This window comes from Chitinophaga sp. CC14 (genome assembly GCF_048957795.1).
GTDB classification, from domain to species: Bacteria; Bacteroidota; Bacteroidia; order Chitinophagales; family Chitinophagaceae; genus Chitinophaga; species Chitinophaga ginsengisegetis.
The window spans coordinates 2,199,500-2,216,964 of the sequence record NZ_JARBFY010000005.1; the positions used below are offsets into that span (position 1 = coordinate 2,199,500).

The window sequence follows — 17,465 nt, forward strand, 5'->3', positions numbered from 1 at the left end:
AGAATAAAACGTACTTACTTCCATTCAGGTTGTTGCACCAATTTGCGGCCCTGATCCAGTATGCCCTGTGGTATAGGCCATACATAAAATTTATCCGTAGTGAAATGCCTGTCTTCCAGCTTTGTTTTAGGATACTTATTGGTTTTACCACCGGTAGCAGGAATATCTGTTAACCCGGCAGAGGCATCTATCGTATAAATAGGTCCGTTCAATACCTGCTGCCCAATTCTCCAGCGCAAAATATCGAAGTAGCGGTGTCCTTCACCAGCCAGCTCTATCCGGCGCTCATGACGGATAAAAGTACGCAGCGTTTCCTTGCTCATACTCCACCCGTTAAGCGCGAAAGTGGCGGCTACATCGGGCATACCGGCACGACGCCTGATTTCATTCAGCGCATTAATAATATCTGCAGATGGCCCGGAGGTTTCATTCGCAGCTTCTGCATACGTAAGCAACACTTCTGCATAACGAAGGATCTTCCAGTCGTTGCCGCCATTATCGCGGGATTCCAGCTCTGTTTTATCGAAGATCTTCTTAAACGCATAGCCGGTATAGGTGGCTTTATCGCCGCCTATTTTATCCAGCGCACTGTTAATAGGATCGTACATTTTATCATTTGCCAGCGTGCTGCCGGGGTAATAAATAGTGGCCTTTAAACGCGGGTCGCGGTTCTTCCACGGTGCATGTGCATCATACGCAGGATCTTTGGTATAAGGATAATAACCGGCAGCGCTTTCATAGTCATCTACCAGCGAAGGCAAAGGATTCAGGTAAAGCGTACCTCCTGAAACAGAGTTCACACCGGCTATATCACGCAAGCCGTTAGGACGTAACTCCTTTACATGGATATAGCTGATCATGCTTTCGGAGGAGTAATCTCCTTCCTGCTGAAACAGGTTATAATAATCCGGGTACAGGGAATACACTTTGCTGTCGATCACTTTCTTTGCTTCAGTGGCAGCACCTGCATAGTCGCCGGTATATAAAAGCACGCGGGCTTTCAGCCCCCAGGCGGCCCCTTGTGTAAAGCGTCCCTTATCGTCGCCGGTATAAGATGGCGGCAAATCCGGTGCGGCTTCATCCAGCCATTTGATCGCCTGCGCAATCACCAGGGCTTTCTTGTCCTGCGGCACATCCGACTCAGCAGGAGTAGCAAATACTTTCGTCACCAAAGGCACATCCCTGAAAAGCGTGGCCATTATAAAATAACGGTATGCCAGCGATACCTTTACTTCTGCTTTTAATCTTTTCTTTAATCCTTCATTCATATCAGGCACTTTATCCACATGATCAAGGAATTCGAGGCAATGTCTTACCTGGTCGTACTTCCATTCGTCGCCCAGATTACCGGTAGTGGCTACAAACGTGCTGTTGCCAATCAGCTGCGCATTGCGAAGGGTATTACCCCAGGAAGCTGTTTTGGAAAAAGCGTTGTCGCTCATTCCTTCATAGCAAACAAAAAAGTCGGCGGAAGGGAGGAATTCATATACCCTGGAGGCAAATTTCACTGCATCCGATTCGGTGGTCCAGTAGGTGTCATCAGAGTATTGATCCAGCGGCGCACGGTCCAGGAAGTTTTTAGAGCAAGCCGCCAGAAGGCTGCAGGCGCATAATATAGTGATGATGTGTAGTCGTTTCATGTTGTTGTTGTTTTGCAGTGAGAGCGTCATCAGAATTTCAGGTTCAAACCAAAGGTGTAAGTCTTCATTTGCGGGAAGTTCACACCCGACTGCCAGTTGTCGATTTCCGGGTCAAAGTTTTTCGGGAAACGTTTCGACTTCAGCGTCAGCACATTTTCCATCATGAAATAAAAACGGAGCTGACCAATCTTCGCGCGCTGCAAAATATTGTTGGGTACATTATATCCCAGTTGCAGGTTCTTCAAACGCACATACTTTGAATCATACAGCCACCAGTCGGAAAAGTCGTAGTTCACGCTCAAATCCTGCCGCATCAGGGGATAGCGGGCGCCTTTATTTTGCGGCGTCCAGGAGTCCATCAGGTCGGTGGTAAAGGAACCGCCGTAGTTAAACGGACTTACGGCATAACCGGTGAGGTACGTTTTATTTTTCAGCACGCCCTGGAATAACATGCTCAGGTCAAACTGCTTCCAGGAGAAATTAGCATTCACGCCAAACATCAGGTGCGGGTCTGCATCGCCCAGTATTACACGGTCTTCCGGGGTAATTTGCCCGTCGCCGTTGGTATCCTGGTACTTGATGTCGCCGGCTTTATTTTGCGGCTTATAGGTAGGCGATGCTTTCACTTCTTCATCCGACTGATACAAGCCAAGCGCTTTATAACCATACCACGTCCACCGTGATTGGCCTACCATTACGGGGTTTTCCTGTAATACATCCGGCGTGCCACCCAGGTCGAGGATCTTGTTACGGGAATCGTAGATATTCACCATCACACCATACTTCAGCTTATTATCGCGGTTCTGGTAGCCGGCAGATACTTCCCATCCCCAGTTGCTCATGCGGCCCAGGTTCATTACGGGCGCATCGCGGCCAAAGGTGGATGGCACACTGGGCGTTAATAAAATCCCGGTGGTCTTCTCTTTAAAAACATCAGCGGTGAGGGTAAATTTCTCATCAAAAAATCCCGCGTCCACACCAATATTTCCGGTTACTTTCTCTTCCCAGGTAAGATCCGGGTTAGCGGTATTGTTATAATACGTGGTAGTTTGCGCTTTATCATTGAAATAAGAAGCGCCGGTACCAATTAAACTGGCCCAGGAGTAAATACCACGTGTATCCGTTCCCGTTGCATTCTGATTACCTACCTTACCGTAAGAGCCACGCAGCTTCAGGTTGCTCACAATGTCAGATCCTTTCAGGAAGTCTTCTTCCGAAATTCTCCATCCGGCAGAAACAGATGGGAAGAATCCCCAGCGGTTATTTTTGAAACGGGAAGATCCGTCGTACCGCCCGTTTACTTCCAGCAGGTAGCGGTCTTTAAAGCTGTAAGACAACCGTCCGAACATCGACTGGATCGCCCATTCATAGGCGCCTCCGCCGGTAGACCAATAGTCTTTTTTCACACTGCCGCCATTGATCACATGAATATCATTATTCAGAAAATCCTGGCGACCCAGGGAGTAAGAGTCGTACTTCATGCTCTCCTGGCTATATCCCAGCAGGGCTTTAAAGTCGTGCTGCTTCACCTGTAAGCCGTAATTCAGCGTACCAATAAACGTTTGGTTAATAGCCGTATTATAATCGTCGTTCAACGAGTTGGGCGACTGCTGTGTAGTAACGAGGTTTTCCTCATCATCATACAGCTTATAGGTAGCCCTGAAAATTTTATGCTTGATATCGCGGCTGTTGTAGGAATACTGTCCTTTTACCGACAGGTTTTTCGTAATGCCGTAATCCAGCGTCAGGTTGGTATTAAAGTAATTGTCTTTGTAATTTTCAAACCCGCCGTGATTGATAATAGCCACCGGCTGGGAGCCGCCACGGTAGCTTCTGTCGCGCCCCTGTGGTGTATAGGCCCATTCCGTAGGGTTGAGGATATATGCCCAGTGCATGGCGGTAGTATAAATACCGGCGCCCGCAAAGCTTTTAGGCGCATTCATATACACCGTGTTGATCCCGAACTTCAGGTTATCCAATATCTGTGTATTGATATTTACGCGTGAGGTAAAGCGCTCGTTCATCACGCCCTGTACCAGTCCTTCCTGTTTCAGGTATCCGAGTGATACAAAGTAATCGGTATTTTTTGTTCCTCCGGAGACGCCAACGTTATGTTGCATCTGGAGTGCGTTCTCTTTGAAGATGGCGCTGATCCAGTCGGTACTGGGCAATTCACCGCTGGCGTATTTCTGGATATCGGCGTCAGAAAAACGCACGGTGGCATCGGGATTATCGTTCAGCTGGGATTCATTCCATTTGCGCATAAAGGATACTGCGTCTACCAGTTTTGGGAGATAGGTAGGCTGCTGTATACCTGCGTAAGCATCGTACGCGAGCGAAGGCTTGCTGTTCAGCTTACCTTTACGGGTGGTAACCAGTATTACCCCGCCGGAAGCGCGTGCGCCGTAAATAGCGGTGGCAGACGCATCTTTCAGGATGCTGATGTTATCAATGTCCTGCGGGTTTACTGTTTCCAGCTGACCGGCCACGCCATCTATCAGTACCAGTACGGGGTTGCTGGATAAAGTGCTGATACCGCGGATATTCAGTTTGTTGTTGTTGGTGCCGGGCATACCATCGGTTTGCTGGATGAACAGGCCGGGTACTTGTCCCTGTAAGGCGTTTACTACGTTTGGTACGGGCCTTTCCGCTACTGCGGCGCCTTTTACAGAGGCTACTGCGCTGGTAAGACTGGCCTTTTTCTGGGAGCCATAACCTACTACTACAATTTCACCGAGCTTTTTGGTGTCTTCCGTGAGTACAATACGGAGCTGGGTGTCCTTACCGCTGGCTATCTCCTGGGTATTATATCCCATAAAAGATACGATGAGCACCGCGTTTTCAGGGATGCCTTTCAGCACGTATTCTCCTTTTTCATCGGTAACCGCTGCCATGGAAGCATCTTTTACACGAACAGATACACCGGGCAGGGGTTCATCTTTTTCATTCACCACCTTCCCGCGGATGTCTTTGTACATCAGGCCGGCATCGGCGTCCAGCAGCATATTCGCCAGCATTTCATTGCTGCGGCGGATGATCACTTTATCATCTGCTATAAAATATTCCAGGGAAAACGGCGCCAGTAGCTCTTTCAGTACATTACCTACTTTCTGGTGCTTTGCCCGGATAGTTACCACGCTGTTAAAGATCTCTTTATTAACCGCATAGCTGAAAGAGAGATTGGCGCTGGCGCCTATCTCATCCAGGGCATCATGCAATGCTCCTCCTTCCACTTTCAGCGTAATCCTTTTTTCGAGCAGCTGGGCTTCGGTGTGCTTGGCCAGCAATGTTAGTGTGGTACTACATACAACGACTACAATACACAATGACATTTTCATTAGCATGCCTATTACAGGTACACATTTTTTCATACTTTTACGTAGATTAAGGTTGAGTAAAAACTAGCTGCCATCGGTTACCAGGCCAGTGTGGCATACTAGCGTTAAGACTTAACTTTCAGCCTCCCGCAAGGGAGGTTCTTTTTATGTAGGTGGCGCTTCTTTATGCATAGGTTGGTGGTTTATTTCATAACGTTCAGCATTCCTTATCCTTCCTGATGATGTAGGTAGTACCGTTGTGCTCCAGGGTAGCATTGAGCGACAGGCACAGCTGCCGCAACGCTTTCTCCAAAGTGCCGTTGGTATTAAATTCCCCGAAATAAAAACAGTTGGAAATATCTCCGGTGATCTCAATTTTTACGTTGTAATAATATCCCAGCTCGGCTGCTACTTCCCGCAGGCCCGCCCGGTCGTATTTCAGGATGCCTTCGCGCCGGCTCAATAAGTTACCGGTGGCTACCCCGTCTTCCTTCGTGATCTTCCCCGTAGCCTTGCTAAACACCGCCCGCTGGCTGGGAGATACATGCACCGCGCTATCCGCGTTGCCTACCGCCACCTTACCCGTTAACACCGTTACCGCCACATCCGGCTGCGCATCAAATGCCCGGATGTTAAAGGAAGTGCCCAACACCCGTGTATCTACCCGCCCGCTGTGAATAATAAAAGGCTGCGCCGCATCGGTAGCTACCTCAAAAAAGGCTTCGCCATTCAATGTAAGTTCACGGCTTCCTTTCCCGAAAGCATCCGTATATTCCAGCCGGGAGGCCGGGCTAAGCCAAACGATGGTACTATCGGGCAGCTGTATCTTCTTGTGTTCCCCTGCTTTAGTGGCCACCAGTTGCTGCTGCGAATGAACAGCCATTTGCTCCGGAGGGCGCTGGAAATACCACCAGCCTGCTGCTGCGAGTACCAGCAGCACTGCTGCCGCCGCGGCGATTTTTGTCCACCACATGCGTTTCACCGGCGCTGTTTCCGGCTCCGCAGTCCGGATGCGCAGCAACAGCTGTTGCTCCATTTCCGCCTCCAGTAAGGATTTAGCACCAAGCTGCGCTTCGTCCCACTCCGTGGTAGATTTGAAACTGTGATAGTAATTCATCAATGATTGTATCTCCTCCTCACTCGCCGAGCCATTCATCCATTTATCTATCAATGAAAAAAACTCCTGTCTGTTCATACGGGGTATTTTATCATTAGTGACAAAAAAGAAGGGCTACCCCCAAAGCAGGCAAAAAAAATTATTTATTAATAAGCAGGAGCAGCAGCAAAGCATAGCCCAGGGCGGACCGCAGCTTACGGATGGCAATATTGATCTGGTTTTCAACGGTTTTCACCGAAACATTCAACTGTGTGGCAATCTCTTTATAGGAAAGATGTTGCTCCCGGCTCATCCGGAATATGATCCGGCATTTCTCCGGCAAGGTGTCTATCAGGGTATTCAGCAGGGATTGCAGCTCTTTTACGGCCAGCTTACTTTCCGGCGAAGCGGCTTCCATCCGCTCCATCATATGATCAAATAACTCCTCCCGCACCGGGTTTTGCCGGATATACCGGAATACCTTGTAACGGATGCTGGCAGAAAGATAAGCCTTCAGGGAAACGGTTAATTGAATGCGATGGGACTTTTGCCAAAGCTCTGTAAACAGCTCCTGTACCAAGTCTTTACAGGCTTCTTTGTCTTTCAGCACCTGGTAGGCCGACAAGAACAGCGGTTCCCAATGCCGCTTATACAACAGGGTTAGCGCCTGTTCATTACCCGACTGCAGCAACAACAACAATTCTTCATCTGTTTGCCCCTCGATGGCCGGCATGGCTGATATTAATTTTTTTATATGAAGGTGGAATACCGGGGGTAAATATAGAGTTTAAATTATTATCCTTTGGGCAAAAAAGATGAGTGGCGTTCCGGCCCCGGGTGTATACCATAAAATAACAGGACCGGCCAATTGGCCAGCCCTGCTGCATAAATGGGGTTTCAATATTGTATTATGCCTGTTTCTCCAGCAACAACCGGATCATATCCTCCAGCATCAACTCCGCATCATGATTCTGAATCATGAAATTCTTGAAAATGATCTTACCATCCTGGTCAATCAGGTAATTCGTGGGCGCGCCTCTCACCGGGAGGTTCTGCCGGTTGGTTTCCACATCTTTCAATGGCGTAAAGCTATATTTACTGGATTTCACAAACGGTACCACATACGCATCCTGGTCGCGCACAATGTTAATGCCCAGGTAGGATACCGGCTGACCATTAAAATTCTTCAGCACCTTTTCAAAGTGAGGAAACTCTCCCCTGCAGGGGCCACAGCCGGGAAACCAGAAGGTAAGCAATACCACTTTGCCTTTGTAGTCTTTCATGGATACTTTACCATCGGCTAAATAGGACTCCAGCGAAAAAGACGCTTCCTTAGCCCCTGTATTCAACTGTTGCTTCAGCTCCTCATAAATTGCGCTTTCTGTTTTACCGGCTTCCTTACCATAGGCCAGCAGCGGCGCTTTCAACGACCTGGCCGGTGTGGCCACGTAGTACTTCATCAGGGTATCATACGCCTGCTGCGGATGTCCGCCCTGGTTGGCTACTTTTGCTTTGAGCAATGCCAGTGTTTGCGGCATGCTGCCCCATCTCTTTGGCTTTATGTTATTCAGTACCGCGGCGGCTTCACTGGTTTTATTATCTGCCAGTAGTTTTCCGGCGGCTATAAACTGGCCGGCCAGCTTTGCATTTTTCTCAAACCCTTCTTTGCTTTCTGATTCCAGACCAGGCGTTGCTGCCAGGTCAGTGGCCAGCTTCAGCGCTTCCGAAGGATTGTCAGATAACAGCAGATCAAAGTATTCTTCCATACCGGAATTGGACCAGCTGAACTTTGATACCGGGAAATCACGGCGCATCTGCTCATACAGTGCCTTCTTTTTCTGCATATCCGGTGCACGGAAAGCCATCCAATACAATGCCTGTGCTCCGCGCTGACTTTCCGGGAACTTTTTGATCAACTCATTACACATCTCCCGGTATTTCTCCGGATCATCTTTTTCAAGGGAATTGGCATAGTAAAAAAGATAATCTGCATTATCCGGTTCTGCAGCAGCCGCTTTACCCATAAAGTCCCGCGCCTTGTCAAACTCGCCCCAGCGCTCTGCATCTATCGACAGCTCCTGCCAGGCATCCGCCAGTTTGGGATTCAGCGCCACCGCCTTCAGCAGGAAAGGACGGGCTGCAGGGCTTTCCATGTTTGTATAAAATTTACCGTAGCCATAAGCGATACCCGCTTCTTTGGGGAACTTTTTGGTCCACAGCTGGTATTGTTTTACAACAGCTGCACTGTCTTTCCACATGGCTTGTATGTATGCATCGTGCGCGGCAATATTTTCCGGATGTTTATTAATAACGCTTATCAGGCTATCGCCTTTTTGCTTCAGCTGCGCATTGGCCATTGAAGGCAACGACAGCAAGGCCGCGGTGATTAAATGATTGAAAGTGATTTTCATAATGCTGGTGTTTGACGGTATATAATTTTATGTAGATGATTACCAACCGGGATTCTGCTCCGGTACTTTACCCGCAGGATACTTTTGCAACTGGTCCTGTGGTATCGGGAAATAATACATTTTGTCTTCGAAAAACCGCTGTTCCAGTGGCACCGAAGTATAAGTCCGGGCGCCGTTTACGATGCCAACCTGCATCGCCCGGATGGCTGCGCCGATCATCGTAGCGCCGGTACCCCACCTGCGGATATCGTTGAACCGCTGGCCTTCAAATGCCAGTTCCACGGTGCGTTCACGCACATAATCATCCCACGTGAGCGTGCCGGTTATTTCCGGCATATTTACCCGCTTACGCAGCAGGTTCACATACGTGCGCGCTTCACCGGGATTATTCAGTTTCAGCTGGCACTCTGCATAGTTGAGATATACTTCGCCCAACCGCATCATGATACAGTTCTGGTAGTTGGTGTTATTACCGCCGAAAATATAATTTGGGTTCATGAACTTGCGCAGCAGGTAACCTGTGATGGCGGTGCTGGAAGTACCGGGGTTCATGGCTGATCCCAGCTTTAAGTCCATTTCGGTATTCATCCAGGTAGTGCCATCGTAGATAACGCTGGCATGCAGGCGCGGATCGCGGTTAGCATAAGGATGCGCCGGATCATATAAGGCCGATTGATTCCAGGGTTTACCATCTGTCATCAGGTACTGGTCTACCATGTTCTGCGTAGGACAATCCCGCACACTGCCAAAGCCGGTGAAGTAAGTAGAGTTGTTGTAGTCGTCCAGCGAATGTACCTGTCCGCTTAAGTCTCCCGCATATTCTTTATTAAAAATAACTTCGCTGTTATCATCATTCTCCGGGAAAAACATCGCGCCATAATCCGGGAAAAGAGAGAAGCCGCCTTTGTCAATTACCTCTTTGGCGGCAGCAGCCGCGCCGCTATAGTCCTTATGATTCAGCAGCAGCCGTGCTTTCATGGCTAATGCTGCAAAACGGGTAGCCCGTCCTGTGGAGGAAGCAGGGTAGCTTCCCGGCAGGATGGCCGCGGCATCGTCCAGGTCTTTCACCATAAAATTTATGCAGGCTTCATCAGTAGCGCGACCCATTGTCAGCTCATCATTCAGTGTCAGTACTTTATCTATAATCGGGAAACGCCCGAAAGTAAAGTAGAGATCCATATAATGCAGCGCCCGGAGAAACAGCATCTCGCCTTTGATCTGTTGCTTTCCACCGGCACTGAGGGGCGTTTCATCCAGGTGCGATAACACGGAATTGCAGTTCCGCACCGCCGTATAGGTGTTTGTCCACAGGTCGGTGTTGATATTGCTGGAAGGAGAATACTGCCCCGAATTAATCTGGTTGGACTCCAGGAACGACTTGGCGGCTTTGGCTTCATCGGTAATATCGCAGATCATCCAGTTTCCCGCATCATCATAGATTGCGTGTATTTTGCTGTACGATTCCAGCACCACCCTGCTGATGAGAGCACTGTCTTTCCATACGTTGCTGTCGCTGTAAAGGTTCAGGGGACCTTTATTCAACGCCTCTTTATTACAGGCAACTGTTCCCACCGTTGCAGCAAGGGCTATATAGCTGATTAATCTTTTCATTTGAGAGCATTAGTTGGTTCAATAAATTCGTTTCCACTGATCAGAACTGCAGCGTTAAACCGGCTGCGAACGATTTCATCAGCGGATCACGTACCTGCCCCGCACTTTCCGGGTCAAACGATTTAAAATGAGTGAAAGTGAAGAGATTGTTCGCGCTAACACTGATACGCAAACTCTTTGCACCAATACGCTGAAGTACGCTGCCAGGCAGGCTATAAGCCAGCTCCATGTTCTTCACCCGCAGGTAGGCGGTATTACGCGCCCAGTAATCAGAGTTTTCCTCATTATTCTGATTGTTGTACCACAAACGCGGATAAGAAGCATTGGTGTGAGTGGGCGTCCAACGGTCCAGTTTATCTGTGGTGGCAGGCAGATTCGTATAGGCGTACCCTTGTACATCGCCCGCGCCCTGCATCAGCACATTCAGCTCAAGACTGCTGTACTTCACTCCCCAGCGGATACCGTACTGGATTTTAGGGAAAAATGAAGCGCCAAAGAAAACCTGGTCCCTGGCTGTAATGGCGCCGTCGCCATCTACATCCTTATACCGGATATCACCGGGCGCAGTGCCAGGGTAGAGCGGCTTAGGCCCTTTGGTAATTTCTTCTTCGCTCTGATAGAGGCCCTCGGATATGTATCCAACCGCCTGCATGCCTACCCTGTTATAAAAATAACCGATAGACTTCCCGGTTGCCTTCTGCCATTCCGGGATGCTTTGTGATTCAGGATAGTAGACGACCTTATTCTTACTAAAACTAAAATTCGGAGAAATAAAATAAGAGAACTTCCCGAAGTGTTGCGCATGACTTAAAACAACTTCCAGTCCCCTGGTATCCACAATACCGCTGTTAATATCAGGCAGCCCGATACCAATTACAGCAGGCACCTGCTGTGCCGGCGGCGCCAGGATATCTTTTGTTCTTTTCTGAAAATAATCTGCTTCCAGTGTTAAGAGATCCTGCTTGTAATGCGCTTCCACGCCTATGTTGGCAATTACCGCACGTTCCCAGGTAAATACCGGGTTAGGTAATACATTAGGCGATAACGTTTGATAATACTGCGGCGTAGCGCCTCCCAGTGAATATCCCGGTGTAGCGCCCAAAGCATAAGTGGTCAGGAACTGGTACGGATCTACACGGTCGTTACCCAGCTGCCCCCACGACGCTCTTACCTTCAGGAAATCAAGATCGTTGGATACATTATCCATGAAAGGTTCTTCCGATAAAACCCACCCGGCAGACAGCGACGGGAAAAATCCATACCGCTGGTCAGGAGGGAAAATATCAGACCCGTCATACCGGAAGTTAAACTGGAACAGGTAGCGCGATGCATAGTTATACGATAACCGGCCTACCAAACCCCGCCTGGCATTTTGTGTGCCGGAACCCCCATTGGTAACGCGCGTAGGATCGCCTAAGTCCAGCTGTGATAAACTGGAAGATACAAAGCCCGAACGCTGTGTATTAAAATTATCACCGGTATTATTGGTTTGTGTATAAAGCAGCAAACCGGATAAATCATGTTTACCAAACGACCGGTCGTATTGCGCGCCGGCTTCCAGCGTGAGGCTCTGCGTTTGCGCAAAGGTTTCCCGCAGGTAAGGCTCCGTAGGATAAGGCGTTGCTTTCTTAAAATTGCCTGCCGCATTAATACTATACATATCATACGGTGTAGCGAAGCGTTTACCAAAAGAATAAAGCTTATCGAAGGAGCCATTGGCTTTCAGCGATAACCCTTTTACAAAAGGAATATCGTACTGTATGTTGACTACCGAATTAAAGATATTGATATTGGTAAGATTGTAACCAGATGCGCCTATCGATTGCTGGTAAGCATTGCCGCGCTGCTCCGGCACAACAGCATACAAACCATTGGTGAAGCGGTTTGCACGGATAGGCGGGGTTGAATACATATTACTGATAACGTACTCCGAACCATACACCGCTTCTGAATTTTGTTTGCTGAATGACCCGCTGAGGTTCATCGTCACCTTCAGATCGCGCGTTACCTTTGCTTCCAAATTGCTGCGCAGGTTATAACGGCTGTAACCTTCTACGGGTACCAATCCGCTGTTTTTTGAATAACCTCCGGAAATAAAGTACCGGATGTTTTCACTTCCGCCTGCGGCAGATAAATTATAATTGCTTTGCCACAAAGAAGTAGCCAGCACTTCGTCGATCCAGTTCACATTTGGATAATAATTGGGATCAGAACCATCCTTATATTTCTGCAGGGCTTCATCACTGAAACCCATACCCACACCTGGCTGGTATAATCCTTCATTCTTCAGCGCTTCATTGTAAGTAGTGGCATAGTCAAAAGCATTCATCTGCTTATAATATTGCGTAGGACGCTGGTTCACCACGTTGGCCGCAAAAGTGATACTGGGTTTGCCGATGTTTCCTTTTTTGGTAGTCACCAGTATTACCCCGTTGGCCGCACGCGCGCCATATACAGAAATCGCCGACGCATCTTTCAGCACGGATATTACATCAATATCGTTGGCATTCAGATCATCCAGCCGCCTGTCGGGAATGCCATCAATTACTACCAGCGGGGCAGAGTTATTAAAGGTGCTCAGCCCACGCACAAAAAGCGTAGAACCCGCTCCCGGCGCACCACCGGATTTTACCGCGTACAGTCCTGGCAACCGGCCCGCCAGCATATCCGACACCGCTATACTGGAATGATTTTCTGTAAGCTCCTTCGATCTTACAGAAGACATCGATTCTGTTTTGTTTCGTTCGGTAGTGGTGCCGTATCCAATAATTACAGAAGCATTCAGCTCTGTAAGCACAGGCTTCAGCGAAATGGTGAGCTGTACCGGGGTTTCGCCTACTTTAATGTTTTTTTCGAAAGATCCGAAACCGACAAAAGTCACGATGACGGTGTAATTACCAACAGCAAGATTTCTGAAAGTAAAAGAGCCATCTTCCCTGGTAACCGTGCCCCTGTTAAAAGGCCGCAGGCTTACCGTGGCTCCCGGTATGGGTTTTCCCTGGTGATCTACCACCACCCCGGTTACAATGCCGGACGCCGATGGCAACTCCATCAATGGCCGGGCCATTACCATTTTTCGGCCAATGGTCACCAGCTTATTTTCTTCATCAATACGCCAGGTAAACGGCAGTCCCCGCATAGCCTGCTCCAGTGCCTGCCGGAGCGAGGCATTTTTTAATTGTACACTTACGGGCGCGGATTGCCGCAGCAGTTGCGCATCATAAAAGAAATGATAAGTACTCTGTTTTTTAATACCTGTCAGTACTTTTTCAAGTGAAGCCTCTTTCAATGATAATGTAATCTCCTGAGACACCCCTTTTGCACTTACATGCAGACATAGCACAACAATCAGGAAAAAATTCAATCTCATAATGAGCATCGTTTTTTTAAGGAGGGAACGGGCAAAGAAATGCCCATAGCAATTACTTAATTGCATACATTTGTAGTGTTTGGGTGAATTGATTAAACTTTCTTTAGTCGGATGGTTGTCGGTAAGCCCGGATTAAACAGAAGTGTTGCAAGCACTTCTGTTTTGTTTTTTAAGACGTATTTTTTTTCATTGATGGTTGGTTGGTTTTTGGTTGATAATAAATCCTGTTTGGTTGACAGATCAATCAATAATCTTAATTGTTCTTCCTGTTATTACATAGTGAATATCACTGAATTTAAGTATCTCTAAAGCTTGCTCCAGGCTTACACTCCGGGGTATTTCACCCACAAAAGCCTGCTCTGTATTTTTGGTTTCAAATATTACATTCACATCATACCACCTGGCCAGTTGCCGCATCACAGTAACGATATTGGCTTTGTTAAAAGAAAAATATCCATTCTTCCAGGCCATCACCGTTTCGGTATCTACATTCTTTAACAGCTGCCACCTGTGGTTTTCCTGTTGCTGCACCTGCTCTCCCGGTTGCATCACACCCGCATACCCCGCACCGGATACTTTCACCTTACCCGTGATCAGCGTAGTGGCTGTCACGGTTTCATCGGGATAAGCATTGATATTAAAATGGGTACCCAGTACCAATACTTCCTGTCCTTTCGACTTTACCCGGAAGGGCTGGTCTGCTTTCGCCGCTATCTCAAAGTAAGCCTCCCCGGTAAGCTCCACTACCCGCTCCGGACCATTGAATACCGCCGGGTATTTTAAAGAGCTGGCGGCATTCAGCCACACCTTTGAGCCATCCTGCAGTATAATGCGGTACTGTCCTCCACGTGGCGTGATCATGGTATTGTATTCCACCGTATTGCCGCCGGACTGTGACCCAGGCTGATACGCCAGCAGGCCGTTATCCATTTTTACCACCTGCGCATTTCCCTGCTGACCAACCACACCATTCTGTGCGTCAGAAAGTACAATCGTTTTCCCGTTGGCCAGCTGCAACGTCGCCTTATTGGTGCCCGGCGCTATATCTGCCGCTACCTCCGGAATGTGATGCATGATGCCTTGCTTCTTCTGCTGCATAAAGAACCATACTCCTGATGCCACCAATATAAACACCGCAGCCGCTGCATATTGCCACCATTTCCGGTACAATACCTTCACCGGGATGCTGCTATGGCCTGGTTTATCGGCATTCAGTATATGCTGCAGCATTGGCTCCCAGTCGGCACGGTTCACCTCCACATCACCGGAAAGCTCCTCCGGCAATGCAACCGCTGCGCTGTTAAACAGTTCCCGGTTGGCTTCATCCTGAAAAAAAGCGGTCAGCTCTCCTTCTTCATCTTTCGTCAGTCCTTCTTCCCCACTTTTTCTCAATAAAAAAGTAATTCTCTGTTCCATAGTGGTTTTCAAAACGTAGTAAAATAATTACAGGTGCACGCCGGCAAGCAGCGTAATACTATATAGAATGTAAAAAAGACCGGTGGTACTCATCGGGCAGCACATTTTTTTTAGAATAAAGAGAGAGAAGAAATTAACCGCCTTATTTTCAGCGTGTTAAGGAGAACAAAAATAAAAGGGGAATTATTTTCCCGGCATCGGTAAGATATCCACGGATATAACTCAGCGCTGCACTGAGCGTATTTTTTACGTAGCTGGGAGAGCATTGCAGGCGATCGGCAATTTCCTGTGTTTTCAGCCCTTCCTCCCTGCTAAGCTGGTAAATCTTTTTACGCTGCGGGGGCAATTGCTCCACTGCCTCCCGGATCAGCAACAGGGTTTCCTGTACCTGCAGGCGGTCTTCCGCGAGATTGGCAGCGGCGCTTCCCGCGTCGTCCCGGATATCCGTTATCTTACGGAGCGCCGCCTGCTTGTGGAACCAGGTAAAGCACTCATTGCTGGCCACCCGTATGATCCATGCCTGTGGCTCCAGCAGCCCTGGCAGCTTATCGCGGCTCAGCCAGATGCGGATAAAGGTTTCCTGTACAACTTCCTGGGTTCCCTCCGGCGATTTGACCATCCTCTGTATAAAAGATGTCAGCCAGGGAAGCGCCCCATAAAAAAGTTCACGAAAAGCTACTTCATCTCCTTCCGATATACTGATCAGTAATTCTTTTGCTATATGAAACTTGGCGCCGCGCAATATCTCCTTAGTTAGACAAGCGGCAATTTAATCATTCTCTTTTTCTTTTCTAAATAATAGCTGGGCCGGCATCCGCTTCATTTCTCCCCGGTGATCCATAAACAGGCTTAACAATTTCTTAAAATGTGCCTGCCGGCCGATATGGTAACTTTGAGTACACCGGATCGCTTATACATGAAATGGATAACAGGGATGCCATCTTACAATTATACCAAACACATTATCATGCGCTGTTTGCCGCAGGATGTTATCTTACGGACGATAAGGAACTGATACGCGACTGCATCCACCAGCTATTTCTCCATTGCTGGCAAAAAAAAGATGAGCTTTCTAAGATATTGCACCTGAAAAATTATCTCACCGTTTCCTTACGCAACCGGCTGTTGACTGCCCTAAAGCAGCAAAACAAAACAGTTACCTACGAACCCGGCGAAATGGATGGCGTGGAATACTCCTATGAAGAAATACTGATACGCCAGGCGGATGAAACAGACAAACAGCAAAACTTACAGCGCGCCCTGCATAGTCTCCCGCCCCGCTACAAACAGGTGATAGAGATGCGTTTTTTCCGCCAGTACAGTTACGAAGAGATTGCCCGGATCACCGGCCAGCCGGTAAAAACGGCCTATAACTATGTACACGAAGCCCTCGCCGCACTCCGGAAGCAATTGAAAGGAAAACCCTCGCTCCCATATTAAGGAATCGTTAACTCCACTTTTCTTTCATGGAAATTCCTGCACCTCCTTTGTCCTACTAGTGGAACAATAAACATTGGATCGTTGGAAGAACAATACTACGCACTGCCGGAAGATTTTTTATCAGACATCACATTCTGCAATTACTGCAAAGGCGCACCTGAAAAAGATGTGCAATACTGGACCAATTGGCTTAAAGCGCATCCAGGAATGGCACACATATTCCGGGAAGCGGAGCATTTATATAAGATGATAGGCGTTTATGATGAAGGCTATCAACAGGCATTCGAACGCTTCAGCAACGAAATCCATACTACTATACAGCCCAAACGCCGCTGGCTCAATGTACGCAACGCGGTGGCAGCAGCGTCCCTACTGGCGCTGGTATCCGCGTCGCTTTATTATACCCTGCGTCCCGCGGGCACTACAGCTGTTGCGCAGGTAAGCGGACCTTTGTATGATACCATAGATGCCGGTATTGGCCAGGTGCGCAGCATACGGCTGGCAGACAGCAGCACCGTAGTGCTCAACAGCCATTCACGTCTGCTCATTCCAACTGATTATAATAAACACGAAAGAAAAGTAATACTGGCAGAAGGAGAGGCTTTCTTTGATGTAACCCATCATGCTAACCATCCTTTCACCGTAAAAAGCAAAGGGGTGGAAACCAGGGTACTCGGCACTTCCTTTAACGTACAGGCATATACGGAAAAGGCAGGCATGCGCATCACGTTGCTCACAGGATCAATATCCGTGCATACCGGTATTGCGCCACAGCCCATCTTACTAAAGCCCGATGAACAGCTGACAATCAGCGCCGACCGCACCTATGCCGTACAAAGGGTACCAGCCGCGCGATACAGTAAGTGGATCAATGGTGAACTGGACTTTTACGGGCAGTCGTTACAGGATATCGCCGCAACACTCTCCACCCGTTACGGCGCCATTTTTGTATTCACAGACAATCGCTGCCGCAAAGAATTGTTCACCGCCTCCTTTGATAAAGGAATGCCACTCAAAAAGGTATTGGCGTTGCTAAGCATCAACCGCAACATTTACTTTGAACAAAAGGGAGATACTGTACTCGTTCATATGCGATAACAAATATTCATAGTCATTCCCGGCCCTGACATTACCGCAGTAAACCTGCGGCAGGCCGCTTATTGT

At 48.3% G+C, this 17,465-nt stretch carries 11 protein-coding genes; 2 read left to right on the top strand and 9 right to left on the bottom strand.

What is annotated here, in order from left to right:
• Nucleotides 1–14: 14 nt before the first annotated feature.
• From PV783_RS28395 to PV783_RS28435, 9 genes are all read right to left on the bottom strand, one after another.
• Nucleotides 15–1,640 carry a RagB/SusD family nutrient uptake outer membrane protein gene (locus PV783_RS28395; RefSeq protein ID WP_420990451.1) on the bottom strand — a complete coding sequence of 542 codons (1,626 nt, stop codon included), beginning with the start codon at nucleotides 1,638–1,640 and terminating at the stop codon, nucleotides 15–17.
• Nucleotides 1,641–1,669: 29 nt separating this feature from the next.
• Nucleotides 1,670–4,978 (bottom strand): SusC/RagA family TonB-linked outer membrane protein, encoded by a 3,309-nt coding sequence (locus tag PV783_RS28400; protein ID WP_168771321.1) that lies wholly within the window; start codon nucleotides 4,976–4,978, stop codon nucleotides 1,670–1,672.
• 196 nt (nucleotides 4,979–5,174) lie between these two features.
• On the bottom strand, nucleotides 5,175–6,152 hold the full coding sequence (locus PV783_RS28405; protein WP_111577801.1) for a FecR family protein: 978 nt from the start codon (nucleotides 6,150–6,152) through the stop codon (nucleotides 5,175–5,177).
• A 61-nt stretch (nucleotides 6,153–6,213) separates the two neighbouring features.
• Complete coding sequence (locus PV783_RS28410) at nucleotides 6,214–6,786, bottom strand: RNA polymerase sigma-70 factor (protein ID WP_079470619.1); 573 nt, start codon at nucleotides 6,784–6,786, stop codon at nucleotides 6,214–6,216.
• Between the two features lie 175 nt (nucleotides 6,787–6,961).
• Nucleotides 6,962–8,464, bottom strand: a complete 1,503-nt coding sequence (locus PV783_RS28415; RefSeq protein ID WP_420990452.1) for a redoxin domain-containing protein — start codon at nucleotides 8,462–8,464, stop codon at nucleotides 6,962–6,964.
• A 39-nt stretch (nucleotides 8,465–8,503) separates the two neighbouring features.
• Nucleotides 8,504–10,075, bottom strand: a complete 1,572-nt coding sequence (locus PV783_RS28420; RefSeq protein WP_079470621.1) for a RagB/SusD family nutrient uptake outer membrane protein — start codon at nucleotides 10,073–10,075, stop codon at nucleotides 8,504–8,506.
• 40 nt (nucleotides 10,076–10,115) lie between these two features.
• Complete coding sequence (locus PV783_RS28425; protein ID WP_420990453.1) at nucleotides 10,116–13,445, bottom strand: TonB-dependent receptor; 3,330 nt, start codon at nucleotides 13,443–13,445, stop codon at nucleotides 10,116–10,118.
• Nucleotides 13,446–13,685: 240 nt separating this feature from the next.
• On the bottom strand, nucleotides 13,686–14,861 hold the full coding sequence (locus tag PV783_RS28430) for a FecR family protein (protein ID WP_420990454.1): 1,176 nt from the start codon (nucleotides 14,859–14,861) through the stop codon (nucleotides 13,686–13,688).
• A gap of 148 nt (nucleotides 14,862–15,009) precedes the next feature.
• Nucleotides 15,010–15,603, bottom strand: a complete 594-nt coding sequence (locus tag PV783_RS28435) for an RNA polymerase sigma factor (RefSeq protein ID WP_420990455.1) — start codon at nucleotides 15,601–15,603, stop codon at nucleotides 15,010–15,012.
• A gap of 125 nt (nucleotides 15,604–15,728) precedes the next feature.
• Between PV783_RS28435 and PV783_RS28440 the strand changes: the two genes are divergently transcribed.
• Complete coding sequence (locus tag PV783_RS28440; RefSeq protein WP_420990456.1) at nucleotides 15,729–16,301, top strand: RNA polymerase sigma factor; 573 nt, start codon at nucleotides 15,729–15,731, stop codon at nucleotides 16,299–16,301.
• A gap of 81 nt (nucleotides 16,302–16,382) precedes the next feature.
• Complete coding sequence (locus PV783_RS28445; RefSeq protein WP_420990457.1) at nucleotides 16,383–17,399, top strand: FecR family protein; 1,017 nt, start codon at nucleotides 16,383–16,385, stop codon at nucleotides 17,397–17,399.
• Nucleotides 17,400–17,465 lie beyond the last annotated feature (66 nt).

What these genes read in the sequence shown, in the direction of transcription:
- PV783_RS28400 (WP_168771321.1), bottom strand. Translation starts at nt 4,978, where the DNA reads ATGAAAATGTCATTGTGTATTGTAGTCGTTGTATGTAGTACCACACTA.
- PV783_RS28430 (WP_420990454.1), bottom strand. Translation starts at nt 14,861, where the DNA reads ATGGAACAGAGAATTACTTTTTTATTGAGAAAAAGTGGGGAAGAAGGA.
- PV783_RS28415 (WP_420990452.1), bottom strand. Translation starts at nt 8,464, where the DNA reads ATGAAAATCACTTTCAATCATTTAATCACCGCGGCCTTGCTGTCGTTG.
- PV783_RS28425 (WP_420990453.1), bottom strand. Translation starts at nt 13,445, where the DNA reads ATGAGATTGAATTTTTTCCTGATTGTTGTGCTATGTCTGCATGTAAGT.
- PV783_RS28410 (WP_079470619.1), bottom strand. Translation starts at nt 6,786, where the DNA reads ATGCCGGCCATCGAGGGGCAAACAGATGAAGAATTGTTGTTGTTGCTG.
- PV783_RS28395 (WP_420990451.1), bottom strand. Translation starts at nt 1,640, where the DNA reads ATGAAACGACTACACATCATCACTATATTATGCGCCTGCAGCCTTCTG.
- PV783_RS28405 (WP_111577801.1), bottom strand. Translation starts at nt 6,152, where the DNA reads ATGAACAGACAGGAGTTTTTTTCATTGATAGATAAATGGATGAATGGC.
- PV783_RS28420 (WP_079470621.1), bottom strand. Translation starts at nt 10,075, where the DNA reads ATGAAAAGATTAATCAGCTATATAGCCCTTGCTGCAACGGTGGGAACA.